Raw genomic sequence first — 26,788 nt, 5'->3', positions numbered from 1 at the left:
GCAACCGGACGCGACGAGCCACGACTCACCCGCACGCCAGCGCGCGCTGGCCGCTGGGCTGGATGGCGCGTTTGCCGTGGGATTCGAGCTCGGTGCGCACGTGCGCGCGCATGGCGTCGCGGTAGCTGTTCACCGATTCGAAGAACTCGGACATCATCAGCATGAGCCAATACATGCCGTCGGGCGTCAGCTCCCAGCCGCGCTTGGTGCGGTTGGCCGCGCCGAGGATCTCGAGCGTCCGCAGCTCGCCCCAAAGCCGCCAGAAGAACTTCCGCCCGTGCCGCTGGCGCGCCCAATCGCGATCGAGCCCGAGGCCGAACATCCGCGTGAGAAGCGTGTAGCGCAGCGCGTCGCCGGTGCTAAGCTGATGGCGCGTGACGATGCCGGTGAGGCCTTCGCGGACACGTTGCTCGTAGGCGTTGAGCGAGAAGGTCGTGGCGTAGAGTGTGCCGTCGAGGTAGCTGAACGCACCGCTGCCCACGCCGACGTAGTTCTCCGAGGCGACGATGTATTCGTCGGTCCCCTGCCCTTGGCGCGTGAAGCACCACGCCGACGACGGCGCAAAGCCCGCGGGGCGCAACTTGCCGAGGATGGTGTGGAAGAGTTTTCGCAGACGACGGCGGTCGGGCTGGCCCATCGCGCCCTGCATGCGGCGCAGCGTCGTGGGCGAGGTCATCAGCGGGTAACACGAGACCTGGTTGGCACCGAGCGAGAGGAAGATTTCCAAATCGCGCTCGAGCGACGCGACGCTCTGGTGCGGCTGGTTGAAGATGAGGTCGACGTTGAACGTCGGGAACATCGCGGCGGCGTTGCGGATGCGCTCGGCGGTCTCGGCGCCGTTGCCGTATTTGGCGTAGCGGTCCATCTCTTGCAGCAGCTGGTCGTCGAAGCTCTGCACACCGACCGAAAGGCGCGTGACGCCACCGGCGCGGAGTTTCGAGAGCAGCGGCTCCTGCAGGTCCTTCGGGTTCGTCTCGACGGAAACTTCCTTCACGCCGAACAGCTCCTTCACGAGCGCGATGGTCGTGAGGAGTTCGTCGGCCTCGACGGTGGGCGTGCCGCCGCCGAAGTAGACGCCGGAGAACTTGAAGCCGGCGGCGTGGTAGCGACGGATCTCGGTGCGCAGCGCCGCGAAGTAGCGTGTCGCGAGTTCGTGGCAGTGCTGCACGCGGTGAAACGAGCAGAACGGGCACAGCACCTCGCAGAACGGCACGTGCACGTAGAGATAGCAGCCGCCCTCCTTCGGCACCGGCGGCACCGCACCGTCGGCTTCCTGCATTTTGAGGAAGCCGCGGGTGCGAAACCGGAAGAGACGGACGAGAGCGGAGTCGACGAGGCCGGAGGCGAACATGGCGTGGGAGGGATCGAGTTCGCGATTAGTGGACCAACCGCGAAACCATGGCGTAGACGATGAGCACGAGGAGCACGAGGCCGGTGCCGAAGAACAGGAAGCCGGCGGCGGTCGCGACCTTCTTGCGGCCCTGCCACTCGTCCTTGACCTTGTAGTCCTCGAGTTTGCCACTCTTCACGAGGCGGTCATACCAGCGCTTCCGCTCGTGCAGCATTTCGGTCTGCGAAATGCGGCCCGAGAAGATGACGGTATCCATCGGGAACTTCTCGATGCGGAAATGCGTGTTGAAGAAGTGGAACGTGAAGATGAAGCCGGCCGCGAGCAGCGCCTCGTCGGAGTGGATCACGTGGGCGATGTTGATCGACCAGCCGGGCAGGAACTGGGTGAAGAACTTCGGGAACCACAGGATGAGGCCGGAGACGCCGATCATCGCGACGCCCCAGAACACCGCGAGATAGTCGAAGCGCTCCCAATACGTCCAGCGGTCGAACTGCGGGCGCGGGCCCTTGCCGAAGAACCATTTGTTGTGCGCCACGAAGTCGTGCCAGTCCTGGATCGACGGCGCCATCGAGTCGGGGCCGAAGAGAGCGCGGAAGATGCGCATGAACTCGATCTTGCCCGTCTCGGGATTGCGGATCGCCTTGCGGTTGCTCCAGAGCGAGTGCGCGAGTTCGGAGAGGTGCAGGACGAAGTAGCCGAAGGTCATGATCGCACCGAAGTGGTGCAGCGTGCGCGCGACTTCGGCGCCGCCCATGAGGTTGAAGATCATCTTCGCCCAGCTCGTGTAGTAGAACTTCAGCGGCATGCCGGTGATGACGAGCAGCAGGAAGCTCGTGACCACGAGCATGTGGAGGAAGCGCTCGAACGGCGTGAAGCGCGTGTAGAGCACGTCATCGGTGTGCTGCTTGATGACGGCCTCGCGGAAGGTCTTCGAGTCGGTGAGGTAGAGATACACCGAGCGAACGAGCCAGAGGACGGTGTGCAGGCCGAAGAATGCAAAGGTGCCGATGAGCAGGCACGTCATGAAGAGGAACACCTTGTTCAGGATCGGATAGTTCTTCCCGTCCATCGGGTTCGCGTGCGCCTGGAACTGCGTGAACTTCTCGGTCGCGCCCTTGTGACACTGCTGACAGGTGCCGACGATTTTCTCCTTCGAAAGACGCGAGCGCGCGTCGCTCACGGGGAACACGTCGTGGTGGCCGTGGCAGTCGTAGCAGGCGGCGACGTCGGAGGCGACGTTCGGGCGCCCGAGCGCCATGGCCTTGCCGTGGTAGGTGTCGCGGTAGTGTTCGAGGCGATCCTCGTGGCACTTGCCGCAGCTCTGGTCGCTGAGTTCCTTGAAGTGCGCGGTCTTCGGCTTCTCGATGTCGTGCGCGCTGTGGCAATCGATGCAGACCGGGCCCTTCTTGTCGCCCTTGGCGAGGAGCTGGCCATGCACGCTGGCGTTGTAGGTGTCCTCGATGCCGACGTGGCAGGTGCCGCAGGACTTGGCGATGTTGGCGTGGCTGGTGTGCGAGTCCTTGTCGATCGAACGCTTGATGTCGTGGACGCCGTGGCAGTCGTTGCAGGACGGGGCGACGATCAGGCCCTTCAGCATCAGCGCCTGGCCGTGGATGCTGTCGCTGTAGTGCAGCGCAGCGTCCTTCTGGCCCATGCGGTATTCCTTCGCGAGCTTCGGGTCGTCGTGGCACTTGCCGCAGGTCTTGGTGAGGTTGAGTTTGAAAACCGGGGAATCGATCTGCTTCACCGGCACGATGTCGTGCGTGCCGTGGCAGCTGGTGCACGAGGCGGCGTCGGAGGAGCCCATTTTGTGACTCATGCCGTGAATGCTCGTGGCGAATTGCGTCGTGGCCTTCTCGTGGCACGAGGCGCATTGCGCGGGCGCGACCTTCGAATCGTGCGGCGCCTCCTTGATGTCGGCGTGGCAGTCGACGCAGTTGAGTTTGCTGTGAACGGACTTGGCGAAGACCTCGGGCTTCACGCCCACCCACTCCTTCGGCTGGCCCTTCTTGCGCGCTTTGAACTCGGCCTCGTGGCAATCCATGCACTCGCTGTTGGGAACGACGGCGGCCTTCGCCTCTACGGCGGGGGCGTTCGCGGCCTCGGCCGCCGCAGGGGCGGTCTTCTCCGCGGCCCGGGCGATCAACGTGAAGGAGAGCGCAAACGTCGCCAGGGGCAGGAGGCGACAAAGGAGGCGAAGGGGCTTTTTCATGGCGCGTTCGCAGTATGCAAAAATTGCCCTGAAACCGCTGCGCAGACGTTGGCGTCGCCGGGGCGTAAATTGAGGAACGATTAGCAGCGCAACACGCGACCGATTCTGCGCGCGCGCATCAGCGAAACTTAAACCGCGCCGCGACCGCGCATTCGTTGCTCAAGTGTGTCAACGCCACCGCGTCCGCCAAGGAACACGCGCAGGTGGTCGCCAACGTCCCGGCGGCGACACGACGCCGGCGCGTGACGCGAGTGGTGGGTGGGAGTCGCTGTCCCTACCGACGCCCTTCCCGCAGTCGCGGCTTCGTTGTCGCCGCTGGGGACAGCGGCGCCCACCTTGGGGCGTGGCCTTCGTGGTGAGCGGAAAACAAAGCGGGCCGCACCGAAGTGCGGCCCGCCCGTGAGGCAAATAGTGGCGTTCGCTAGACGCTATCCGAGAGCCTCCCTTGTCGCCGCGGTAGGCAGCGACCTTGGTCGCGCCCCAAGGGAGCAACGGGCGCGAGCAAGCTCGCTGCCTACGGGGGATTTCTGGTTTTCGGATAGCCTCTAGTGAGAATCAGGAGGCGGCGGCGCGGGCGGCTCCGCGTCGGGCTTGAGCGCGTCGGTGCCGGTGATGTCGGGCTTTTCGCCGTTCGCTTTGTGCGCGGCGGCCTTCATCTCCTCAAGCTGGAGCGGATGCTCGTCCATCATCTCGCGCTCGGACATCCGGCCGGTGAGCCAGGCGAGGTTCATCGGGTAGACGTCTGGGTTGAAGATGACGAAGTAGAAGTGCCAGACGATGATCGCCAGCGTCGCGAGCACCGCCTCGTAGAAATGGATGCTGCGCGAGATGTCGAAGCCGAGCTTGCCGATCAGGCCCATCGAGGTGTTGTCGAACCACAGGATGAAGCCGGTCAGGGTCATCACGATCATGCCCCAGACCATCGCCCAATACTCCGCTTTCTCGATGTAGCAGAAGCGCGGGAACTGCGGTTTCTCCTTCGAGAGTCCGAGGTTGAACTTGAGCACCTTCCACGGGTCGGTGACATCGCGCCAGCGCGGCAGGATGTCGAGGAACAGCTGCCGGCCATGCGCAGTGAACGCGAGGTAGAGGATGTGCCAGAGCGAGACGGCGAGGATCACGAGGCCCGACACGCGGTGGCCGAGGCTGCGCAACTCGAAGGCCTTGCCGCTGAGGTTGCGGATGCCGACGACCCACCACGCCTCCGGATAACGCAGCATGAAGCCGGTGACGACGAGGCCGGTGAAGCTGAGGCCGAGCACGGCGTGCTGGATGCGCTCGTTGGTCGTCATGCGCAGGTAGAGGCGATGCGCGACGTGCGGCTCCGCGATCGTGCCCTTCTGCATTTCCAGTTTGCGGCGCGTCTTGCGGTAGAAATCGAGGCCGTTGTGGATCGTCATGCCGCCGATGACGGCGACGATCAGGATCACGTAGATGTTCGCGATCCAGTAGAGGATGGGCGCCTGCGCCTTGTCCTGCTCGTTGGCGTGGACCTGGCCGAGCGCGAAGCGGGTGTTGGCGCCCGGGTGACACTCGCCGCAGGTGCGCGCGAGATTGTCGCGGTGGATCGTCGAAGTCGGATCCTTCTGCGACTTGATGGCGTGCGCACCGTGGCAGCTGGCACAATTGACGACCTCGACGGCGCCACCGCGCACGGCGAGTCCGTGGTAACTGTCGGAGAACGTGCGGAAGGCGTCGTTCGACAGGCCGTATTTCTTCGTCAGGCGAACCGAGGAGTGGCAGTCGGCGCAGACTTTCTGCGCGAGGTTGGATTTGTTGACCGGCGAATTCGGATCGTTGTGTAGCTTGATGTCGTGCTCGCCGTGGCAGCTCGTGCAGGTGGCGGAATCGACGTTGCCCTTGGCGAGCGCGATCGCGTGGGCGCTGCTCTTGTATTCCGTGGTCTGCTTCTCGTGGCATTTCGCGCAAGTGTCGGACACGCGGGCGTGGCTGACCTTCGCATCGGCGACGGCCGCGCGCGCCATCTGGTGCGCGCCGTGGCAGTCGACGCAACTCGCGGCCTCGCGCTTGCCGGCGTGCAACGCGGCGCCGTGGACGGATTGCTCGAAGGACGACACGAACTTCGCGCCCATGGCGGGCTTGGCCGCGAGTTCGGGCTTCTCGACGTGGCACGATTCGCAGAGCTTGGTCTGCGCGAGCTTGAGCGCGACGCCGTCGGGGCGGCCCTTCTCGAGGGAAATGGGCTCACGGTGGCAGGCGAGGCACTCGGGCACGGGGCGGTCGCTGCGCTTGCCGCGGAAGGCGTGGGCCGACGCGAGGTAGTCCTTCGTGGCCTGCTCATGGCAGGTGCCGCAGGACTTGGATTGCTGCTCGGGCGCAAAGGCGAACGTCGGATCCTTCACGCCGACGCTCTCGTGCGTGCCGTGGCAGCCGACGCAGGACGTGTCCTTGTCCAGCGGCGGATTCGACTGGCCGAGGCGCACGTGGAACGCGTGCGTCGTCGCCACCTTGTCGTGGCAGCCGCGGCAATCGACCTTCGGGACGCGCGGCTCGTGCTCGGCTTCTTTGATCGTAGAGTGGCACTCGACGCAGGCGAGTTTGCCGTGGATCGACTTCGCGAATTCCTCCGGGCGCACACCGACCCACTCCTTGGGCTGGCCGGCCTTGCGCGACTTGAACTCCGCTTCGTGGCACTCGAGGCACTCCGAGTTCTGCACGACCGGCGGCGGCTTCTCCGTCGGAGCGGTCTGGCCGAAGGCGCACAGCGCGCTCGCGACGAGCGATAAACACGCCAGCGCATGCCGCGCCGGACGAAAACCTGCATTTCCCTCATTCATGCATTTGTCCTCGCGTGACAGTCTGCGCCTTTGCGGCGCGAGCAGCTGCGCAGAGGTTGGCTGCGGCTGGGCGCGCGTTGGGAAATGATTGTGTCAGCGCCGGCGCGTCGCGCGCGCTCCGCAAACGACAACCGGCGCGAGCTTTGCAGCCCGCGCCGGCGTCACTGACCTATGAACCGAGGGTAACTAAGAATTCGATCAACCGTCGGGCCAACGAGGCGGCCCGGCGGCGAAATGCGTCAGGGCTTCAGCTGGCGGATGAACGTCACGAGGTCCTTGCACTCCTGCTCGGAGAGTTCGCCCTTGTAGCCCTTCATGCGCTCCTTGCCGTTTTCCTTCACGCCGTCGGTGATGGCGACGAGCATCGAGTCGTCCTTCATTTCGGCCTGCACCTTCGGATCGGTGTAGTCGCGGACCTTGAGCTTCTTGCCCTGCTTGGTCTGGGCTTTGCCGTCGATGCCGTGGCACGACGCGCAGGAGTTCTCCCAGTTTTCAGCGGTGGTCGCGGCGAACGACGCACCGGCGGTGAAAGCCAGCACGACGCCGGCGAGAGCGAGTTTGGAGATAGTCTTCATGGGGATTCAGGGACCACACGAGGGCGGCCGCGAACTTCCCGTTGTGGGTTGAGCCGGCGCGGTTGTCGTCCCCGTGCAGCGAATGGTTTTCTGCACCGAGATGCGTGGCTCCCAGTGCGGCGATTATGCCACGAGCGGGCGCGCGCGCCTCCGCAGAGGTTGCCGAGCCGCGAGCATGAATTGCGCGCGGCGTCACAAAACAACCGGCGCGGACCTTGCGATCCGCGCCGGCGTCACTGACCTATGAACCAGGGTAACTAAGCGCAAAGGGTCATGTGGGGGGAAAGGCGCGGCTCACTTGCCTTGGATGCCGCCGTTGTGGCAGTCGGCGCACGTGAGTTCCTCGTCGTATTCGCCGCCGGGGTGCTTGAACTCGAGGCCGGTGGGCGAAATCGTCGCCATCTCGGCGATCTTGCCCTGGGCGATGATGGAATGGCAGGAGGTGCAGTCGCTGGCTTTGACGGACTCGCCGGTGGCGGTCTTGTGCTTGTCGTCGTGGCAGCGGAAGCAGCCGGGCCAGTCCTTGTGGCCGATGTTGTTCGGATAGACGCGCCAGTCGGCCTTGCGGTCGACGTAGATCGTCGCGGCGAAAGTCTTCTGCACACCGGCGATGAGCGCGGGGAGATCGGGATCGTCCTTGAACTTGTTGCGGAGGAAATCGGCGATCTTCTGGGGGGCCTCGGCGTCCTTGGTGATGTCCTTCTGGAGCATGGCCTGGACGGCGACGCGCTTGACGTTGGGGAACTTGGTCGGGATCTCGCCGAGGGCCATGGCGCGCTCGACGGCGTCGTTGGCGGTCGGGAAGACGTGGGCCGGGCGGTTGTGGCAGTCGATGCAGTCCATCTCGCGGACGGCGCCGGCCGGCGGCTCGCCCTTGAACTCCTCGTTGCGGTAGATGCGGGCGCTGCCGTCCTTCTTGTTCGTCACGCGCATCCAGACGACGTCCTGGCGGTCGGCGTCGGCGGCGTAGTATTCGACCGTGCTGTCGGGCGAGACGTGCCAGTGGATGCCGGCGAGCGGGCTGCCGGCGCGACCGGAGTTCACGTGCATCAGCATGCGGATGGAGACGGCGGTGTTCTTCTTGTCCGACAGGTAGTGGTCGAACGCCATGTCGATATTGCCATGGAATTTTTCGGGCCAGTGGCACTTTTCGCAGGTCTCGCGCGCCGGGCGGAGGTTGTGCACGGGCGTGTCGATCGGGCGGTTGTAGTTGTCGAGGATGTAGCCGTAGAGCTGGCGGGTGCCGTTGAGCTTGGCTTTGACGAAGGCGGCGGCGCCGGAGCCGACGTGGCATTGCACGCAGTCGACGCGCGCGTGCGCGCCGCGCTGGTAGGTCTGGAATTCGGGGTTCATCGCCTCGTGGCAGACCTGGCCGCAGAATTGGTTGGATTCGGCGTAGTGGAAAGTCTGGTAGCTGCCGAAGGCGGAAAGGAGCAGGAAGCCGACGCCGGCGACGCCGAACATGATCAGGCGGCGGCGGGCGACCGGGTCGTCGAAGTTGAGGCGCCACTTGTCGGGCATCGTCTCGCCGTGCTTTTCGAGCCAGCGGCGTTGGGCCCAGGCGCCGAAAAGGATCATCGCGAGGCCGGCGATGAGGAAGCCGGGGGCGACGAGGTAGGTGAAGATGCCGCTATACGGGTTCTTGTTCGAGCCCGTGAGGTCCATCCAGGTCAGGAGCGCGAACGAGAAGAGTGCGCCGACCGCGATGACTGCGCCGATGGCGCTGATCCAGTTGTTGTAGTGGGAGCGCGCCTTCAGGGGCGTGCCGGTGGAGGGAGTCTCGGTGGACATGGTCGTGGAGGTTGAGCGGACAGGGCGGGAAAGAAAGAGCCGGCGGTCGGGTTAATCGGCCGCCGGCTCTCGAGAGTGCCGCGTATGGGCGGGATCAGGCCTTGAACTTGCGAATGTAGGCCACGAGGTCCTTGGCGTCCTGCTCGGACACCTCGTCCTTGAAGCCCTTCATGCGCTCCTTGCCGTTCTCGCCTTTCACGCCTTCGAGGATGGCTTTCACCATTTCCTCGTCCTTCAGCTCGGCCTGAACCTTGGCGTCGGTGTAATCCTTCACCTTGAGTTTCTTGCCTTGCTTGGTCTGGCCCTTGCCATCCGCGCCGTGACAGGAGGCGCAGGAGTTTTCCCAGTTCTCAGCGGCGGTGGCGGCGAAGGAGCTGCCGGCCGCGAAAGCCAGGACAACGCTGGCGAGGGCGATCTTGGACGTGGTTTTCATAGGTAGGATGCTGGAGTTTGCCGCCGGCGACGTCAGAAGCGATATTGAACCTTCGCTTCGAAGACGTTGGCTTCGTAGTCAGCCTTGCCGTTGTAGGCCGGGTCCTCGCTGTTGACGTAGGAGTAGCGGAACTGGATCGAGGTGCGGCGATCGAGCTGACGCTTGTAGGTGAGACCCACGATGTCGGTCTTGACGAGGGTGCCGTAGGGCGTGCTGACCGCCGAGTTGTTGATGAAGTTGTCGGTCACTTCATAGCTCGTGTAGTCGACAAACACGTCGCTCCGCTCATCCAAGGCGTAACCGCTGGCGAGGTTGTAACTGACGTAGTCGTTGTTGCTCTTCGTGACGAGGTTGGCCGCCGTGCCAGTGGCGTAAACCGCCGGGGTGGTCATCTCCTCCTGGGTGAAGCTGACGTTGCCCTGGATATACCAACGCGCGGTCGGATTCCACGTGATCGACTCGGAGAACACGCTCTGGTCGACGTTGGCGCTCTCGCCAAACGGCAGCCCCACTTCCTGCGAGTTGATCTTCGTGTTCATATAGTCGTAGCGGGTCGTCGTCCGGAAGTTCGGGGCGAGGCGCCAGGTGAGGCGAAGGTTGAAATCGTTCGTCTCAAAGTCCTGGTTCGTGATGTAGGCCGGATAACGATCGCTTGAGGTGATGGTATTCGGGGTCGTGTCGCGCACGGCGCGATAGTCGTTCTGACGGCCCTTGTAGTAATACTGCGCGGCGACCGTGAGGCCCTGACGCGGATACCAGTTGGTCGTGAACGCGATCTTCTGGGTGTCGCGCGTCAGCTCGCTGTCGCGGTCGATCGAGATCGACTGGGCGGGCGTGCCCGGCTCGGCGATCTCGGTCTCCTGGAGTGTGCCGTCGGAGGTGGAGGCGTCGGCGCGGACGTTGAAGGTGACGTTCTGGACGCCGGTGTAGCGCAGTTCGACGCCGTAGTTATAGGTCTTCCACGATTTGTCGCTCTCGTTCAGGAGGTCTTCCTTGATGGTGACCGTGACGGGATTGAAGTTCGTCTCGACCAGGTCGGCGTCGCTGTTCCAGTCCGTCTTTTCGAACCGGAGCGCCGGCACGATGGCGAGGTGCTCCAGCGGGCGATACATCAGGGCGATGCTCGCGATCGTCTGGGTCATCTCGGCCTCGCCGAGGTTGTGGCCCGGAAGCGCGTAGTAGCCTTCGTCACGCGCCTGCTTGCCGGGGTAGGTCTCGCTGTAGGCGGCATCATAGCCGGCGCCGACCACGCGGCTGCCGCTGAGGGTCGTGTCGATCTTGGTGCGCGACACGGCGGTGGTGAGCTTCATCTGCTCCGTGATGTCGACGGCGTAGGAGCCGCGCACCTGGAACATGTCGAAGTCCTGACCTTCGCGATTCGTGACGTAGCGGTCGGCGGTGGGCTCGCCGACGCGGCGGCGATTGTAGCGCGCGTTGTCGTATTCGCCCTTGTCGACGCGGAGACCGAGGTTGAGGTTGGTCTTCTCGCTTTTCTTGGTCACATCACCCTGCACGATGTGGCGTTTCTCGTCGATCGACCAGAAACCCGGGATGATATAGCGGGTGCTCGAGGCGCTGACCGGGAAGCCGCTGTCAGCCCACGACGTCGTGGGCTTCTCGCCCTTGCGGGTGACGTATTCGTAACGGAACTTGAAGCTCGGCTGATCCGGGCGATTGAGACCGGCCTCGAACCACAGATTGCCGCGGTCGATGTGCATGGCCTCATCGAAGATCGTGAAGCTCTGCCCGGTCGAGGGCCAGACGCCGCCGGAGCCGTCGTAGTAGGTGCGGAACTGCTTGTAGCCGAACTTCAGGTAACCGACGTCGTCCTTCGTGATGCCGAGGTCGAGCAGGTAGTCGCCGTTGCCCGCCATGGCCTGGCCGCGCAGGATGAGGGCCGTCGTATCGTTGATCTGCCTGAAGTAACGCAGATCCTCGATGCCGAAGAAACCATCCTTGCGCATCTGGGTGGCGCGCTGGAAGCCGGCGCGATCGCCGCTTTGCAGCGAGTAACCGGAGCCGAGTGTGATGTAGTTTTCGAGCGCGGGCTCTTGATCAGCCGCGCCAAGTGTGCAGGCCAGCCCCAGCAGGGTCGCGCAAGCGGCCAGGGGGCGGCGGACTGAGTGGAGAAAAACAGGCGTTTTCATCGCAATGTCCTTGGGAAAGTTTGGTGTTAGAAGCGGAGGGAGGAGCTGACGTGCGAGCCGTGGACGGCTTCGTGGCAGCCAGCGGACCAGCACGTGCCGCGAGTGAGGAAGGAGCCGTGGTCACGGCCGCCGATCATGATCTGACCACTCGAGGTGTTCTGCTGGAAGTGGCACTGAAGGCAGAGGTTCGCGTTGCGGGCCTTCAGCATCTTCGGATTCACCGAGCCGTGCGGAGTGTGGCACACGGTGCAGCCCTCGCGGGAGGCCTCGTGTTCGAACACATACGGGCCACCTTGCGAAGTGTGGCACTTGAGGCAGGACTCGTTCATCGCCGCCAGGTTGGTGCCGCCCTCGGCGACCGCGTCGCCGGAGTGCGGGTTGTGGCAGTCGGAGCAGCTCATCTTGCCCGAGGCGATCGGATGAGAATTCGGCAGCGAGAACTCCGCGCGCTTGTCGAGGTGGCACTGGTAGCAGGTCTCGGCCGTCGGCTTGATGATCGTGCCGGCGCCGCCGCCCGCCTTGACGTGCAGCGAGGCGGGACCGTGGCAGCTTTCGCAACCCACTTCCTGGCCGTTCTTGCCGTCGGCGATCAGCTTCGCGTGCGTTGCATCGCTGAAGCTATGGGTGGTGTCCTCGTGACACTGCGAACATTTCGCGGAGCCAACGTAATTCGCGCCCGCGATCTGCGGCGGGGCGACGATCGTGCGGTCGGTAACGACGCACGATACCAGGAGAAGTCCCCAAATGGCGGCTCCTCCGAAGATCAGTGTGCTTTTTGTCCAGCGCGGGTGAGTGCTCATGGCTGAAGCAGGGTGGTTAGGTTTGGTTTGGGTCTCCCGTTGATGTTCTATTCGCAAAAATTATCTGGGCAGCGTGGCCAGTGTGTCAGATAGCGTTGCTTATGACTCCGCAGGCCTTGCGCACGTGTATGCAGGGGTTGTGTGGGAGTTTTCCCGCAGACAAGAGACGGTCGGACGTGCGATCCCAATCATGGTGGATTTCCCAGCGGCCCGCTCGCGCCGGACTTCAGAATAATCCGCGGATTCGCAAGCCGCGCGACACAGTGGCCAACTGATGCGCAGACCGTTCACAGCCCGAGAAACTGAATGGCGCAACCGGCGGCGCAGATCGTGCCGCCGGCTACGGCGTGGGAGAAGCGCTCGAGCGGCTTCGTCGGCAGCAGGCTCACGCCCTTCAGTGCGAGCAACACCACGACGAGCATCGAGCCGATCGTCAGCGCGCTGAACGCGCCCACGATCACCCCCACATCGCTCCAGCTCCCTTGGGTAGCCGGATACATGACGAGCGGAATCATCGGCTCACACGGGCCGAAGATGAAAATCGTGAACAGAATCCACGGCGTGAACCGGAAGCCCTCCGTCTCCCCGTGCGGATGCGCGTGCGCGCCGCCGTGCGAGTGCGCGTGCTCATGTCCGCGTCCGCCGTGCGTGTGTTCGTGGGCATGCGTCTGCGCGCGGAAGGCCTTCTTCAATCCCCAGGCGCAGTAGACCGCGCCGAACGCGATCATCGCCCAGGCCGCGAGATTGCCGCGGATCTCCTCGAGGAACTGCACACGCTCGAGGCCGTAGCCGAAGATCACGCCAGCCAGCGCGAGCAGCACCGAGCTGCCGACGTGCCCGACTCCGCACAGCGTCGTCCAGAAAACCGTCCGCCACGTCGACCAGCGGCGGGCGCGCCCCATCACGATGAACGGCAGGTAGTGGTCGGGACCGGCGAGCGTGTGCAGGACCGCGACCCCGGCAGTGCTCAACAGCAGCACCGACATCTCGGGGCGGCTGAGCACATGGGCGTGAAGCTCCGCGTTCACGCGTTCCCCTGCCCTGGCGCCGCGAGTCGCGCGGCCAAGGCGTGCATCGCGTGCACGACCTCGGGCACCGCCGCCGCCACCGCGGGCGACAGGTTGGTGCACATCGGCTTCAACTCCTCCACCGAGATGGTGTAGAGGTGGATGTTCGGCAGCTGGCCGATCAGGGCCGCGGCCGCAAAAAGATCCTTCAACCCGAAGTCGTGCGCACCCAGCCCACGCGGCAGGTCGCCCACTTGGCGCGGTTGAAGGAAAGTGATGGTGCCGGCCGGCTGCCCGTCGCGCGTCGCGTCGACCATGACCACGTCGCGCATGCCTTCGAGCTCGAGCAGCAGGTTCACGCCACCCGTGCCGCCATCGAGCTTGCGCACGCCGAAGAGCGGCGGCTGCGCCTCGAGGGCCTGGATGACGTGAATGCCGACACCTTCGTCCCCCATGAGCCAGTTGCCGACGCCCAGCAGGAGCACCTGCGGGGCGGGTTGCGGCGCCCCGAGGTCCAGGGGCGCCGGCGCGGCGGTCAGCTCATCGAGTCCGATCATGTTTGGTTACGGTTTCGAGGGTTTGGTCGGCAGGCCGGAGATGCCGGTGGCGTGCTCGGCCTGCACCTTGCCTTTTTCCATGAACTTCCAGCCGCCGATGATGGAGGTCAGCACGCCGTGGCCTTCCACGTAGTCGTGATACATCACGAGGTAAACGTGGATGAACACGAAGATGCCGAACAGCCAGGTCACCGCGTAGTGGAAGATGCGCAGGTTCTGCTCGCTGCCGAACAGCGGCACCATCCACGAGAACAGCTGCGGGAACCAGTGGTCGCTCATCGGCGCGTAGAGCGCGAAGCCCGACGCGACCTGGAACAACGTGAGGAGTCCCGTGCCGGTGTAGGTGAAGTAGGCGACAGAGTTGTGGCCGAGGTTGCGCATCGGCTTGTAGCGCGACTGGAGGACGTCGACGGTCATGACGTCGACGACCTGCTTCATCTGCCCGCCGGAGAGCGGGAAGAAGTTGCGCCAGTTCGCGTATTTGTTGCCGACGAGCGACCAGTAGAGGCGGAACATGAAGTTCGCGAAGAACACGTAGGCACTCGTGAAGTGGACGAAGCGCAACTTCCCGAACCAGAAGTTGTCGGCCGCTTCTCCGGAATTCATGAACGCCAGCGGATGGGCGATGAAGTAGCCCGTCGTGCACAGCACCACGATGCACAGCGCGTTGATCCAATGGAACCAACGCACCGGCTGCTGCCACACGTAGACGCGTTGATAGTCGTGTGAGGGCATGGGGGCCTCCGGGTTACTTCACCAGCAACTCGTGACGCGCGATTTCCTTCTTGTCCTCGTAAAGATGGACAGCGCAGGCGAGACACGGGTCGAACGAGTGGATGGTGCGGATGATTTCGAGCGGCTGGTGCGGATCGTGCACGGGCGTGCCGATGAGCGAGGCCTCGTAGGCGGAGCGCTGGCCCTGGCCGTCACGCGGCGAGGCGTTCCACGTGCTCGGGACGACGAGCTGGTAGTTCGCGATCTTGCCTTCGTTGATGACGATCCAGTGCGCGAGCGCGCCGCGCGGCGCCTCGGTGCAGCCGACGCCCTTGGCCACCTTCGGCCAGGTGCTCGGCTCCCACTTCTCGCGGGTGAACGTGCGGGTGTCCCCCGCCTTGATGTTCGCGAGGAGCTGATTGTAGAACTCGAGGCCCCAGATGGCGGAAACCTGCGACTCGATCGCGCGCGCCGCGGTGCGGCCCAGCGTCGAGAAGAGGACGGACGGCGGCGCCTTGAGCGCGCCGAGCGCGTCGGTGACCGCGCCCTTGATCTCGGGCTGGCCGGCGACGAAGCCGACGAGCATGCGCGAGAGCGGGCCGACTTCCATCGCGTGGCCCTTCCAGCGCGGCGTCTTCAGCCACGAATACTTCTTGTCGACGTCGAGGTGCTCGTAGGGCGGCTTCGGGCCCGAATACTTCAGGTTGGTCTCGCCTTCCCACGGATGGAGGCCGCCTTGCTTCGAGTATTCATACCACGAGTGGTCGATGAACTCCTTGATGCCGTCCTGGCCGTCCTTCGGATCGACCGGGTGGATCTCGTTGAGGTTGCGGCCGAGGATCGCGCCGCGCGGGAACTTGAAGCTCTTCACGTCGGCGAAGCCGTTCGTCGGCAGGTCGCCGTAGCAAAGGTAGTTCTCGAGACCGCCGCCGATGCCGGCCCAGTCCAGATAGAACGGCGCGACCGCGAGCACGTCGGGGATGTAGACCTGCTCGATGAACTCCTTCGCGCGCTGCAGCGTCTGGCCGACGAAGGCGAGGCGCTCGGCGTTGATCGCATTGGCCTCGTCGATGTTGATGGCGCACGGGACGCCACCGACGAGGTAGTTCGGGTGCGGGTTCTTGCCGCCGAAGATCGTGTGGATCTTCACGATTTCCTTCTGCCACTCGAGGGCCTCGAGATAGTGGCCGACGGCCATGAGGTTGGCCTCGGGCGGAAGCTTGAAGGCCGGGTGGCCCCAGTAGCCGTTGGCGAAGATGCCGAGCTGGCCGCTCTCGACGAATTTCGTGAGGCGCTTCTGGAGCTCGCTGTAGTAACCGGGCGAGCTCTTCGGATACTTCGACAACTTCTGCGCGAGCGCGGAGGTGGCGGCCGGGTCGGCCTTCAGCGCGCTGACGACGTCGACCCAATCCAACGCATGCAGGTGGTAGAAGTGCACCACGTGGTCATGCATGTATTGCGTGCAGAACATGATGTTTCGGATCAGTTCCGCGTTGGCGGGGACCTTGATGTCGAGGGCGTCCTCGACGGAGCGGACGGAGGCCAGCGCGTGCACCGTGGTGCAGACGCCGCAGACGCGTTCGCAGAACGCCCAGGCGTCGCGCGGGTCGCGGCCGCGGAGAATGATCTCCAGGCCGCGCACCATCGTGCCGGCGCTCCAGGCGTCGACGATCTTGCCGTCTTTCACTTCCGCTTCGATGCGGAGGTGGCCTTCGATGCGGGTGACAGGATCAACAACAATTCTTTCGCTCATGGTATGGCTCCTCCGGGGTTAGGATTTGGACTCCGGGTTGTCCTTCTCGGCTTGCTCGGCGTTCTCGCCGGCGTGCTCGCCGATCTCGTGGCGCTTGCGGATATTGGTCATGACGGCGTGGACGGCTGCGCCGCCCGCCGAGGCCGCGAGCGCGGCGATGCCGAGCTTGTCGGCGGTCTGCTCGATGCCGAAGCCCGGGAAGGCCGGCGTGCGTTGGTAGAACGGTCCGTTGTCCCAGAAATTCGCCTCGGAGCAACCGATGCACGGGTGACCCGATTGGATGGGGAAGCTGACGCCGCCGTTCCAGCGGATCGTGCCGCAGGCGTTGTAGGTGGAGGGGCCGCGGCAACCGACCTTGTAGAGGCAGTAACCCTTGCGGGCGTTCTCGTCGTCGAAGCTCTCGACGAAGAGGCCGGCGTCGTAATTCGGGCGGCGATAGCACGTGTCGTGCACGCGGCGCGAGTAGAACGCCTTCGGGCGGCCGAGATTGTCGAGCTGCGGAATGCGGTCGAACGTGAGCAGGTGCACGAGGACACCGGCCATGACTTCGGCGATGGGCGGGCAACCCTGGACGTTCACGATCGGTTTGCCGCCGATGATCTTGTGGATCGGCTTGGCGGAGGTCGGGTTCGGCTTCGCGGCCTGCACGCAACCAGAGCAGGCGCAGTTGCCCCACGCGACGACGGCCTTGGCGTCCTTCGCCACTTCCTCGGCGATCTGCAGCGCGGTGCGGCCGCCGATGCAGCAATACACGCCGTCGTCCGCCGTCGGGACCGAGCCCTCGATGCAGAGGAGATACTCGCCCTTGTAATTCGTGATCGTGTCGCGGAGGGATTTTTCCGCCTGGTGGCCGGAAGCGGCCATCAGCGTCTCGGAGTAATCGAGCGAGACCTTGTCGAGCAGGATGTCGGCGACGATCGGATGCGAGCTGCGAATGAACGACTCGCTGCAGCACGTGCATTCCTGGAAATGCAGCCAGACAACGGGAATGCGCTTCTTCGTCTCGAGCGCCTTGGTCATTTGGGCGACGCCGGTTTGCTCCAGCCCGATGCAGGCGCCCATCCAGGCGCAGAACTGCAGGAAGTCACGCCGGCTCACGCCGCGCGACAACATGTGTTCGTAGATCGTCTCTTCCTTTTTTTGGGGTTTCGTTGCCGATTCGATTTCCATGGTTGCGAAGCGGCGCGCTCGTGCGTGGGGCGGGAACGTCGCGTTAGGGTTGTGTATAGAAACAATAAGGGACCTGTGCGTTTCGACTGCGCCGCCAGAGTAGCGGAGCGCGCCGATTGCGCATATGCACCGCTTGGCAAAGGGTGCGCAGTCATTGGCGAAAATTCGCTCTCCGCTCGACGCGCACGCTCGCCGGGTGCAATGCATTTTCCCATGCACGAAGTCGGCATCGTCGAGTCCGCGCTCGAAGTGATTCGCCGCGAGGCGCACGCCCACGCCGCGACGCACGTCACCCGCGTGGTGATGCGCATCGGCGCGATCTCCGGCGTCGACGTCGACGCGCTGCGCTTCGGCTTCGAGGCCTGCACGCCGGGCTCGATCGCCGAAGGCGCCGAGTTCGAGATCGAATCCATCCCGGCGCGCGCCCATTGTCAGGATTGCGCCACGGACTTCACCGTCGAGAGCGGCTTCATTTTCCAATGTCCGCGCTGCGGCGCGTTCTCCGGCGACGTCCGCTCCGGCAAGGAGCTCGAACTCTCGCGTCTCGAATTTTCCACCGACTCCGCCCCCTCCTCCGAACATGTCCGCTGACAATCCTGCCCTCGCCGACGACGGCATCCGCATCAACGCCCTCAACGGCGCCGCCTCGTCCCCCACCCGCTCGCTCTCCGCGCCGCTCTCCGCGGAAATCAGCGCCGCGCTCCAAGCCAGCCCGAAGGGCGAAGTCCAGGTTCGCTCGCTCGACCTGAGCATTCCGCTGCTGGAGAAAAACGACATCCTCGCCGAGCGGAACCGCGGCTACTTCCTCGGTCGCGGCCTCCTCGCCCTCAACCTCGTCTCCTCCCCCGGCGCCGGCAAGACCACGCTGCTCGAGCGCACGCTCGACGAGTTCGGCCGCGAGGTCCGCTGCGCCGTGCTCGTCGGCGACCTCGAGACCGACAACGACGGCCGCCGCCTCAATCGCCCGCACGCCTCCGTCGCGCAGATCACCACCGGCACCGTCTGCCATCTCGACGCCGGCATGATCGCCCGCGGCGTCGAAGCCCTCGACCTCACCGGCGCGAAAGTCCTCTTCATCGAAAACGTCGGCAATCTCGTCTGCCCCGCCTCCTTCGATCTCGGCGAGCAGATCCGCGTCGTCCTCCTCTCCACCACCGAAGGCGAGGAGAAACCGCTGAAGTATCCGCCGATCTTCAAATCCGCCCACGTCGTCCTCCTCACCAAGGTCGATGTCGCCGACGCCCTCGGCTTCAACCGGCAGCTCGCGATCGACAACATCCGCAAGATCGCCCCGCAGGCGCAAATCATCGAAGTCTCCTCCCGCACCGGCGAAGGCCTCGCGCAATGGTATGACTATCTGCGCGCGCGCCTCCCGAAGTCCTGACCGCAGCCTGTAGCGATCAACCGTCAGCGATTCTCCCCCTCTACTCGCTACTCACTACCCGCTACTCGCTACTCCGCTCCCCATGTCCGCCACCCCCACGCTCACCGATACGCTGCTGCGCGTTCGCGGCACCGTGCAGGGCGTGGGTTTCCGACCGTTCGTGCACCGCACCGCCGTCCGGCTCGGCCTCCGCGGCTGGGTGCGCAACGACGCCGAAGGCGTTCTCCTCCGCGTGCACGGCGAGGCCACGCGCATCGCCGCGCTCGTCGACGCGCTCCATCACGAGGCTCCGCCCGCCGCCCGCGTCGTCGCCGTCGAGCACTCCAACCCGTCCGCGGACGAGCAGCCGGTCGGCTCGCATTTCACCATTTCCGAGAGCGACACCAGCCGCGGCACCGCACCCGCCGCCACCACGCCGCCCGACCTCGCGCTCTGCGCCGATTGCGAGCGCGAGCTCCTCGACCCAACCGACCGCCGCCACCTCTACCCGTTCATCAACTGCACCCAATGCGGCCCGCGCTACTCGCTGATCGAGCAGCTCCCCTACGACCGCCCGCGCACCACCATGCGCGCGTTCCGGATGTGCGCCGCCTGCGAACGCGAATACCACGACCCCCTCGACCGCCGCTTCCACGCCGAGCCCAACGCCTGCCGCGTCTGCGGACCGAAACTCTCCCTCACCGATCCCTCCGGCCAACCCGTCGCCGCGTCGCCTGACGCGCTCCACGCCGCCGTCGCCGCCCTGCGCGCCGGCCGGATCATCGCCGTGAAAGGCCTCGGCGGCTTCCACCTCATGTGCGACGCCGCCCACGAAGCCACCGTCGCCGAACTGCGCACCCGCAAACACCGCGAGGAAAAGCCGCTCGCCGTCATGTTCCCCGACCTCGCCACGCTCCGCGAATACGCCGACGTGTCCCCTGTCGCGGAAAAGCTCCTCACCTCCCCTGAAGCTCCGATCGTGCTCGTCCGCCGCTTCGAGAACAGCCGCCTCGCCTACAGCGTCGCCCCCTCGAATCCCTGGATCGGCGCCCTGCTCCCTTACACGCCCCTGCACGTCCTGCTGCTGCGCGCGTTCCAAGGCCCGCTCGTCGCCACCAGCGCGAATCTCTCCGAGGAACCGCTCTGCACCGACAACAGCGAGGCGCGCGAACGCCTCGCCGGCATCGCCGACCTGCACCTCGCGCACGACCGCATCATCGCCCGCCCCGTCGACGACTCGGTCGTCCGCCTCTCGCGCTCCGGCCAGGCCATCCTGCTCCGTCGCGCGCGCGGCTACGCCCCGACGCCGCTCCGCCTGCCGAGCGCGCTGCACGAAACGACCCTCTGCGTCGGCGCGCAGATGAAGAACACCATCGCCGTCGCCTCGGGCGATCAGGTCGTCGTCAGTCCGCACCTCGGCGATCTCGGCAACGCCGCCACCCAAGCCGTCTTCGAGCGCACCATCGCCACACTCAGCGAACTCTACGAAGCCCGCCCGCTCGTCGTCGTCCACGACAAGCACCCCGACTACGCCTCCACACACTTCGCCGACCGCACCGGCCTCCCGCAGCTCGCCGTGCAACACCACCTCGCCCATGTGCTCGCCTGCCTCCTCGAACATGAGCACGCCGCCGACGGCGTCCTCGGCATTTCGTGGGACGGCACCGGCTACGGCGAGGACGGCACCGTCTGGGGCGGCGAGTTCATTCTCCTCGAGAAAAACCGCGCCACGCGCTTCGCCCGCCTCCGGCCGTTCCGCCTCCTCGGCGGCGACGCCGCTGTGAAGGACGCCCGCCGCGTCGCCCTCGGCCTCGGCCACGAAATGGACCTGCTCGGCCCGCTCTGCGCCCGCTTCCGCTTCTCGCCGATCGAGCACTCCACGCTCCAACAGATGCTCGTCCGCGGCCTCAACTCCCCGCTCTGCTCCAGCGCCGGTCGCCTCTTCGACGGCGTCAGCGCGCTCCTCGGTCTCTGCCTGCGCAACAATTTCGAAGGCCAGGCGCCGCTCCATCTCGAAGCCGCCGCCACCCGCGCCGCCGGCGCGCGCACCTCGCTGCCATTCGATGTCGTCCGCGCCGCGACACCCGGCGCGTATCTCGACATCGACTGGGCGCCCGCGCTCTCGCAACTCCTCCGCGACCCGCGCGGCCCCGACGAACTCGCCGCCGATTTCCACCGCGGCCTCGCCCGCGCCATGGTCGCCGTCGCCACCGAAGCGGGTGTCGGCACGGTCGCGCTCACCGGCGGCTGTTTCCAAAACGCGCTGCTCCACGACCTCGCCACCGAGGCGCTCGGCAACGCCGGCTTCAAAGTCCTCACCCATCGCCACCTTTCTCCCAACGACAACTCCATCGCCGCCGGCCAGGCGCTCGCCGCGCTCTGGGGCCTCACCTCCGTCGAACTTCCCTCATGATCGCCGTCCTCCTCGCTCCCGCCGCCGTCGTCTTCCTCGTGGTCCTCGCCCTCGCCCACCAAACCCGCCGCGAGTGAGGTGAGCGATCAGCTCTCAGCCGTCAGCTTTCAGCCCCTCCGTCTTCCGTCCTCCGCTCTACTCACTACCCGCTGCTCGCTGCTTCTCCACCACAGTTCAGTTCAACGCCCGCGTCCGAACTTCAACTTAAACCTCCAAATTCAACTCGCTTCACCGCATGTGCCTCGCCGTCCCCGGTAAAGTCGTCGAAATCATCGGCGACGATCCTCTCCTCCGCTCCGCCAAGGTCAGCTTCTCCGGCGTGATCAAACAGGTCAGCCTCACCTGCACCCCCGACGCCAAACTCGGCGACTACGTCCTCGTCCACGTCGGCGTCGCCATCAGCACCGTCGACCCCGAGGAAGCCGCGCAGACCTTCGAATACCTAAGACAGATGGGCGAACTCGACGGCATCGAGCCGCCCGCTTCGCCTGAAGCGAAGCTTCAGGACGAACCGCGCCGTAGCGCGCAGCACGAAGGCGGGCCGAACCTCTTCAAATCATGAAATACGTCGACGAATACCGCGACGCCGCGCTCGTCCGCAAACTCGCCGACGCCATCGCCCGCGCCACCACGCGCCCGTGGACGATCATGGAAATCTGCGGCGGCCAGACGCACGCCATCGTGAAATTCGGCCTCGACGACCTCCTCCCGAAAAACATCACGCTCGTTCACGGCCCCGGCTGCCCCGTCTGCGTCACCAGCGCCGATCTCATCGACCAAGCCGTCGAACTCAGCCTGAAGCACGGCGCCATCCTCTGCTCTTTCGGCGACATGCTCCGCGTGCCCGGCAACGGCATCGATCTCCTCACCGCCAAGGCCCGCGGGGGCGACGTCCGCATCGTCTACTCGCCGCTCGACGCCGTCGGCATCGCCAAGGCCAACCCCGCGAAACCGGTCGTGTTCTTCGCCGTCGGCTTCGAGACCACCGCGCCCGCCAACGCCATGTCCGTGCTCCTCGCCGAGCGCGACGGAGTGAAGAATTTCTCCATCCTCACCTCGCACGTCCTCGTGCCGCCCGCGATGCGCGCCATCCTCGGCGCGCCCGACAACCGCGTCCAAGGCTTCCTCGCCGCCGGCCACGTCTGCACGATCATGGGCACCGAGGAATACGGCCCCATCGCCCGCGACTACCGCGCGCCGATCATCATCACCGGCTTCGAGCCGGTCGACATCCTCGAAGGCATCCTGCTCTGCGTGAAACAACTCGAGTCCGGCCGCACCGAAGTGGAAAACGCCTACTCGCGCGCCGTCCGCACCGAGGGAAACACCCACGCGCGCACGATCGTCGAGACCGTCTTCGAAATCGCCGACCGCGACTGGCGCGGCATCGGCGTCATCCCGCAAAGCGGCCTCGCCGTCCGGGAGAAATACGCCGCCTACGACGCCGCGAAACGCTTCCCGCTCACGACCACGAACGCAAACGGCAGCACCGAATGCATCAGCGGTGAAATCATGCGCGGCGTGAAAAAGCCGCACGACTGCCCCGCCTTCGGCACCCGCTGCAAACCCGAGCACCCGTTAGGGGCCCCGATGGTCAGCAGCGAAGGCGCCTGCGCCGCCTACTACCGCTACCGCAGCCGCGCGCTGGAACCAGTCGTGTAGTGCACCCCAACGACAGTGCACTTGATCAGTAGACTATACCGGTGAAAAAGTTATCTGCGGGGTTACTCCACTCCGTCGATAATGCGCCACGCTTTGCGGTAAGCACTACCTGCCACTCCAACAGCGGCACGCCATTCGTCATCCGACAGTGAAGCGAGACGCTGGCGGATCGAAGGCAACGATTCGTCCGTTCTGATACTCAATCTATTCGCCAGAAGCGTAGCGGCGCGACGAGGAACCCCTAGCAATCGCAGAGTAACCGCTTCGTCAGTGGACACGCCATAAAATACCTGTGACGGCAAATTGGCCAGACCGCCACGTGCTTCGTCCGAGAGTTCAGAGCCTGTGATCGCCAACAATGCGTTCAACCCCCACGAAGAGGTTTGGGCGAGTTTGCCAAAGAGATTTTGCCCGCATCTGGTCAGGGCGTCTACGCCGTCATCGCCTTCGGTGGAAAAATGGCGCGCGGCGATGGTCGTAAGCTCTTCACCATTTACCCAGTCTTTAAGGATAAGCGCGAGTTTGTCTCCATCCTGAGCCTGACCGCCGAGAACCGCCTTAAGATTTTCCCTCAGTTCCGGGACGCGTAACAGCACACCCATCATGTCTTGTAACGTCCGATCACCATCACGGAACAAGCGGTCGCGATCCCAAGAGTTAGGGCCGATGTTGCCTTTGTTTGCCAAGACTGTGCGGATGCTCTGAAGCGAAAACCCAGTGCTATCCACCAGCTTCAGCGGCTGTCGGGGTTGCATCATTTCCGCAACATAAGCTTCGATACCTATCAACAGCTGACGGGCAGCGACGGGGTTCGATGCACGGAGCTTTTCAAAGCCAAGGGTGCCGCGAAGCACCTGCTCGATTTGGTCAGCAAAATTTGCTGGTTCGCCCATCTGTCGATAGGTGTGAACAAGATACTGTAGAAAGCCGGACCACTCAGGGCGGGAATATACGATTCTGCCTAGATCAGACATTAAGTCGCCCGCCGCTTGTGCGACCGCGATCAGGGCGGAGTTCAGATCGCCCGTCTGGCGATTGATGAAGGTCTTCCGAGCAGTCACTTCCACGCTATTTTTCGCCACTAGCGCTACGACGCCTAGTTGACCTTGGGAGACGCGTCCGGAACGACCTGCAATATTCCAAAAGTCCTCGGCTGGCATTGGAACCGCTTGCCCTTCCGAGAAGTAGTTCGTTGCTGCCATAACCACTCCGCTCACAGGGAAATTGACGCCTTGGGCGATGGTCGTGGTTGCGGCCAGAACATCGAGTTCCCCCTTCTCGAAAAGCCACTCCATCAGCATTCGGATCTCTTCCGGCAGGCCGCCATGATGCACACCGATTCCATGGGCAAGCAGTTCGACTAGCGGGAACTGCGCGCCCATCTCAGCGGCAACATATTCCTGAACAAAGCGCACATCGCTAGACAATCTCGCAGTCCGCTCGGACTTGATCTTTCCGGCGAGGCCCCAAACGAAATCTGGCCTGCTGTGCACGGCGATGACCGGGCCACGGGTCTTCAACTTACGGGCCGCAATGGCTGCCAGGGTGCCGACGTCCTGGGCCTTCGACAATGTCGAGGCCAACGCCTCGTCTTTGCCGAAAGAGAACGCCTCTTCGACCTTGATCGTTTGACGCGAAGTATGAACCGTCTCGAACTCTAGCCGATAGTCGCGGCTTTGTCCGTTTTTCGGGCCGGCGTCCACAGGGCTAACAATGCCGATGGCGCGATCATTAGGCTGCCAATCCACGCCGATGCTGATGTCATCGGAATTCGGTCCACCGAGCCAGCGAGCGACCTCGCGAGCGTTGCGAATAAACGGCGTAAGCAACAAGAACTGTGCCTCCCGGCACTCGCGGTTAATAGTGGCGAGCAGCAGCTCCAGGCGTAGGCCGCGCTCTTTGTCCTGAATGGTGTGCGCCTCGTCCACGACTACCAAGGTCAAGGGCCGGCCGATTTTCTCCTCCCAGCCTTGGCGCATCATGAGATCGAACTTTTCGGGAGTGGCAACAAGGACGCGGAACTGCGCTTGGTCACGAGATTCACTGAGCACGCCCGCTTCGACCCCATCGACCTCCATGGCCGGGCTAACCCGCTCAACCACCACGCCGAGGGGAGTAAAATCCCGGCGCAGTTGGCGTGTGACCTGATTCACCAGCGCACGGCTTGGCGCGAGGTAGGCAACCCAGCCTTTCCGGTCCTCAAACTGATTGAGCGCCTGAAGCGTTCGGAACTGGGCGATGAGAGTCTTGCCGCTGGAGGTGGGCAGGCTCACGACCACCGCGCGCCGACTGGAACCAAGTAAGCCATGTTCAGCGAGCGTGCGACGTTGTGGCGGCAACACGTCGAACAGCGCCCGCTCGCCGCGGCCTCGTTTAACCAGTTCCCGCACGAAGTCTGTCACGCGCGAATTCACCGCCCGGGTAACTGTCCAAATGGAGTTTTCGACCATCTGTGCGGCGGCGCGCGCCAGCAGTCGCGCCATCGGTTCTAGTTCTACAAGACGGGCGGTTTCGCACGCGGCGACGGCTCGGTCGAAGTGTGAATCAAGCAGTAGTTGCACCTGATGGTCGCCGTTCACCACGCCATCGGTGATGAAATGCGCGAGCACGTCGGCCGCTTTCGCCAGATGATAAATGGCGATTAACTCTAGCGCTGAGCGCTTGGCCTCCAGCGGAGTGAAGGCATGCAGATAATCGCGCTCAAATTCCTGCTGCGTGGAACGGAGAGCCGCCACTCGTTCCAGCACAGTGTCGCGATCACTCCAGCCTTTCTTACGCACCAGCCGAAGCCAGGTATCGGTCAGTGTGGCACGGCAACGCTCGCCCCAGTTTGGCGAATTTAGCGGCAGATCAGGCCAACTATTTTCCGCCTCCAACGCGCGCAACCAGCGCGCGGCGTCTGCTCCACGATCACCTAGAACGGCCAGCGCAGACGCGCGGAGCAGATGCGACCCGGCATTGATGCTGGCCGGAGGTAGAGGAATCACCCGCAAGAGTCGGAATGCGTCTGCCGCTGCCTGACGTCCGAGAGCACGGCGGCCGGGATCATCAGTGAGCCGATCCACCTCCAAATCGAGCACGGCGATTTCCAAGGCGGCAGCCACTTCGTGGATTACATCCGTATCAAAAGCTGGCACCTCCCGCGCCATCTCGTGAAAGAATTGGACGCGGTCGGCTTCGCGCAGTGCGCTCGCTCGCTTTTCCGCAATCACGTCAAGCAGCCAGTGGCTCATGCTGCACCTCCTTGCCGGATGAGTTCCGGCAATCGGCTGATTGGCCAAGGTAGGTAGAGGGCGATGAGACTGCACCGCGTTGGAGCTTGTAACCTTCCACCAAGATCCTGCCCGCGAGCTCTTAGATCGGTATCACGCGCAGCCTGGTCGCGCACAAGAATGCCAAACAGGGCGAGATCGCGGCGGTCAGAGTTAAAATAACGAGCGCAGGCTTGGTTGAAGGTCGCTTCGTGAGCCGTGCTTTTGACGCGGGGCAACAGCCACTTGAGGAGCTGGCAAATCGTGCCGAGGTTGCTAGCCAAGGCATCGATTTGGTGCCCCATGCCGGTGCTGCCACTGCGCCCGCTCATGACTTGCGGGGGTGATTGTTTTTCGGACGAGCATTTTACCTCGCCAAGGGCGAGGCGATGGGAATCTCCATCACGCTGGAACCCCACGATGTCCGCTCCTGGCAGCGAGGCGAAGGGGTTGCGCTTGTCGCGCTCGGTATTCCACGGAAGCACTACTTCGTGATGCTCTTCCAGCATGGCCTCGGCGAGGGCTTCGCCTGCCGCCCAATCGCGCTCTTCTGGCTCCTCGGCGGCGAGCACCTCTTCCAACGCGTCCTGCCCCATTCCTGTAAGGCTGATTCCCCGTAAGTGGTCGCGGAATTCTGCACCGCCCTCGGCATCATCGAGCCGTGCCGCCACCGGGCCGGTCAAAAATGCACCAAGCTCGTCACCGTTCTGCACGTCCAAGCCATCGCACGATACACATCCGTGGGTAGATTGATAGGCGACTGTGGACGGCAGGGGCACCGGTTTCAGAAA

The 26,788-nt window shown here is 64.3% G+C and carries 20 protein-coding genes; 5 read left to right on the top strand and 15 right to left on the bottom strand.

Annotation, left to right across the window (positions count from 1 at the left end):
- Positions 1-25 precede the first annotated feature (25 nt).
- The 13 genes from KF715_20845 to KF715_20785 all read right to left on the bottom strand — a co-directional run bounded on the left by KF715_20845 (position 26) and on the right by KF715_20785 (position 17,308).
- Positions 26-1,351: a coproporphyrinogen III oxidase family protein gene (locus KF715_20845; protein MBX3739148.1), complete on the bottom strand. Its 1,326-nt coding sequence runs from the start codon at positions 1,349-1,351 to the stop codon at positions 26-28.
- Positions 1,352-1,376: 25 nt separating this feature from the next.
- Positions 1,377-3,563 carry a cytochrome c3 family protein gene (locus KF715_20840; protein MBX3739147.1) on the bottom strand — a complete coding sequence of 729 codons (2,187 nt, stop codon included), beginning with the start codon at positions 3,561-3,563 and terminating at the stop codon, positions 1,377-1,379.
- Between the two features lie 545 nt (positions 3,564-4,108).
- Positions 4,109-6,361, bottom strand: coding sequence for a cytochrome c3 family protein (locus tag KF715_20835; GenBank protein ID MBX3739146.1), 2,253 nt, complete (start codon positions 6,359-6,361; stop codon positions 4,109-4,111).
- 239 nt (positions 6,362-6,600) lie between these two features.
- On the bottom strand, positions 6,601-6,936 hold the full coding sequence (locus tag KF715_20830) for a cytochrome c (GenBank protein ID MBX3739145.1): 336 nt from the start codon (positions 6,934-6,936) through the stop codon (positions 6,601-6,603).
- 294 nt (positions 6,937-7,230) lie between these two features.
- Positions 7,231-8,727: a NapC/NirT family cytochrome c gene (locus KF715_20825; protein MBX3739144.1), complete on the bottom strand. Its 1,497-nt coding sequence runs from the start codon at positions 8,725-8,727 to the stop codon at positions 7,231-7,233.
- Between the two features lie 94 nt (positions 8,728-8,821).
- On the bottom strand, positions 8,822-9,160 hold the full coding sequence (locus tag KF715_20820) for a cytochrome c (protein MBX3739143.1): 339 nt from the start codon (positions 9,158-9,160) through the stop codon (positions 8,822-8,824).
- A 32-nt stretch (positions 9,161-9,192) separates the two neighbouring features.
- Positions 9,193-11,307: a TonB-dependent receptor gene (locus KF715_20815; GenBank protein MBX3739142.1), complete on the bottom strand. Its 2,115-nt coding sequence runs from the start codon at positions 11,305-11,307 to the stop codon at positions 9,193-9,195.
- A gap of 26 nt (positions 11,308-11,333) precedes the next feature.
- Positions 11,334-12,107 (bottom strand): hypothetical protein, encoded by a 774-nt coding sequence (locus KF715_20810; GenBank protein ID MBX3739141.1) that lies wholly within the window; start codon positions 12,105-12,107, stop codon positions 11,334-11,336.
- Positions 12,108-12,394: 287 nt separating this feature from the next.
- On the bottom strand, positions 12,395-13,135 hold the full coding sequence (locus tag KF715_20805; protein ID MBX3739140.1) for a hypothetical protein: 741 nt from the start codon (positions 13,133-13,135) through the stop codon (positions 12,395-12,397).
- Entirely contained in the window at positions 13,132-13,671 is a 540-nt protein-coding gene (locus KF715_20800) for a hydrogenase maturation protease (protein ID MBX3739139.1), read from the bottom strand. Before KF715_20800 ends, KF715_20805 begins: the two co-directional genes overlap by 4 nt.
- Before the next feature lie 6 nt (positions 13,672-13,677).
- The gene (gene cybH, locus KF715_20795; GenBank protein MBX3739138.1) at positions 13,678-14,406 is read right to left on the bottom strand and encodes a Ni/Fe-hydrogenase, b-type cytochrome subunit; all 729 of its coding nucleotides are present in this window, start codon (positions 14,404-14,406) and stop codon (positions 13,678-13,680) included.
- Positions 14,407-14,419: 13 nt separating this feature from the next.
- Positions 14,420-16,138 carry a nickel-dependent hydrogenase large subunit gene (locus KF715_20790; GenBank protein MBX3739137.1) on the bottom strand — a complete coding sequence of 573 codons (1,719 nt, stop codon included), beginning with the start codon at positions 16,136-16,138 and terminating at the stop codon, positions 14,420-14,422.
- 18 nt (positions 16,139-16,156) lie between these two features.
- A complete protein-coding gene (locus KF715_20785) occupies positions 16,157-17,308 on the bottom strand; it encodes a hydrogenase small subunit (protein ID MBX3739136.1) in 1,152 nt (383 codons plus the stop codon).
- Positions 17,309-17,521: 213 nt separating this feature from the next.
- Between KF715_20785 and hypA the strand changes: the two genes are divergently transcribed.
- From hypA to hypD, 5 genes are all read left to right on the top strand, one after another.
- Positions 17,522-17,899, top strand: a complete 378-nt coding sequence (gene hypA / locus KF715_20780; protein MBX3739135.1) for a hydrogenase maturation nickel metallochaperone HypA — start codon at positions 17,522-17,524, stop codon at positions 17,897-17,899.
- Entirely contained in the window at positions 17,889-18,692 is an 804-nt protein-coding gene (hypB, locus tag KF715_20775) for a hydrogenase nickel incorporation protein HypB (GenBank protein ID MBX3739134.1), read from the top strand. The genes hypA and hypB overlap by 11 nt, the downstream gene beginning before the upstream one ends.
- 82 nt (positions 18,693-18,774) lie before the next feature.
- Positions 18,775-21,084 carry a carbamoyltransferase HypF gene (hypF, locus tag KF715_20770; GenBank protein MBX3739133.1) on the top strand — a complete coding sequence of 770 codons (2,310 nt, stop codon included), beginning with the start codon at positions 18,775-18,777 and terminating at the stop codon, positions 21,082-21,084.
- Positions 21,085-21,319: 235 nt separating this feature from the next.
- Complete coding sequence (locus KF715_20765; GenBank protein MBX3739132.1) at positions 21,320-21,646, top strand: HypC/HybG/HupF family hydrogenase formation chaperone; 327 nt, start codon at positions 21,320-21,322, stop codon at positions 21,644-21,646.
- Entirely contained in the window at positions 21,643-22,746 is a 1,104-nt protein-coding gene (gene hypD / locus KF715_20760; GenBank protein ID MBX3739131.1) for a hydrogenase formation protein HypD, read from the top strand. Before KF715_20765 ends, hypD begins: the two co-directional genes overlap by 4 nt.
- 62 nt (positions 22,747-22,808) lie before the next feature.
- Here the strand turns inward: hypD and KF715_20755 are convergent, their stop codons facing one another.
- Both KF715_20755 and KF715_20750 read right to left on the bottom strand, forming a co-directional pair.
- Positions 22,809-25,979, bottom strand: a complete 3,171-nt coding sequence (locus KF715_20755; GenBank protein MBX3739130.1) for a DEAD/DEAH box helicase — start codon at positions 25,977-25,979, stop codon at positions 22,809-22,811.
- Positions 25,976-26,776 (bottom strand): hypothetical protein, encoded by an 801-nt coding sequence (locus tag KF715_20750; protein ID MBX3739129.1) that lies wholly within the window; start codon positions 26,774-26,776, stop codon positions 25,976-25,978. Before KF715_20750 ends, KF715_20755 begins: the two co-directional genes overlap by 4 nt.
- Between the last annotated feature and the right edge of the window lie 12 nt (positions 26,777-26,788).

The organism is Candidatus Didemnitutus sp. (assembly GCA_019634575.1).
In the GTDB taxonomy this organism is placed as follows: Bacteria; Verrucomicrobiota; Verrucomicrobiia; order Opitutales; family Opitutaceae; genus Didemnitutus.
This window is presented reverse-complemented; position numbering and strand designations above follow the sequence as displayed.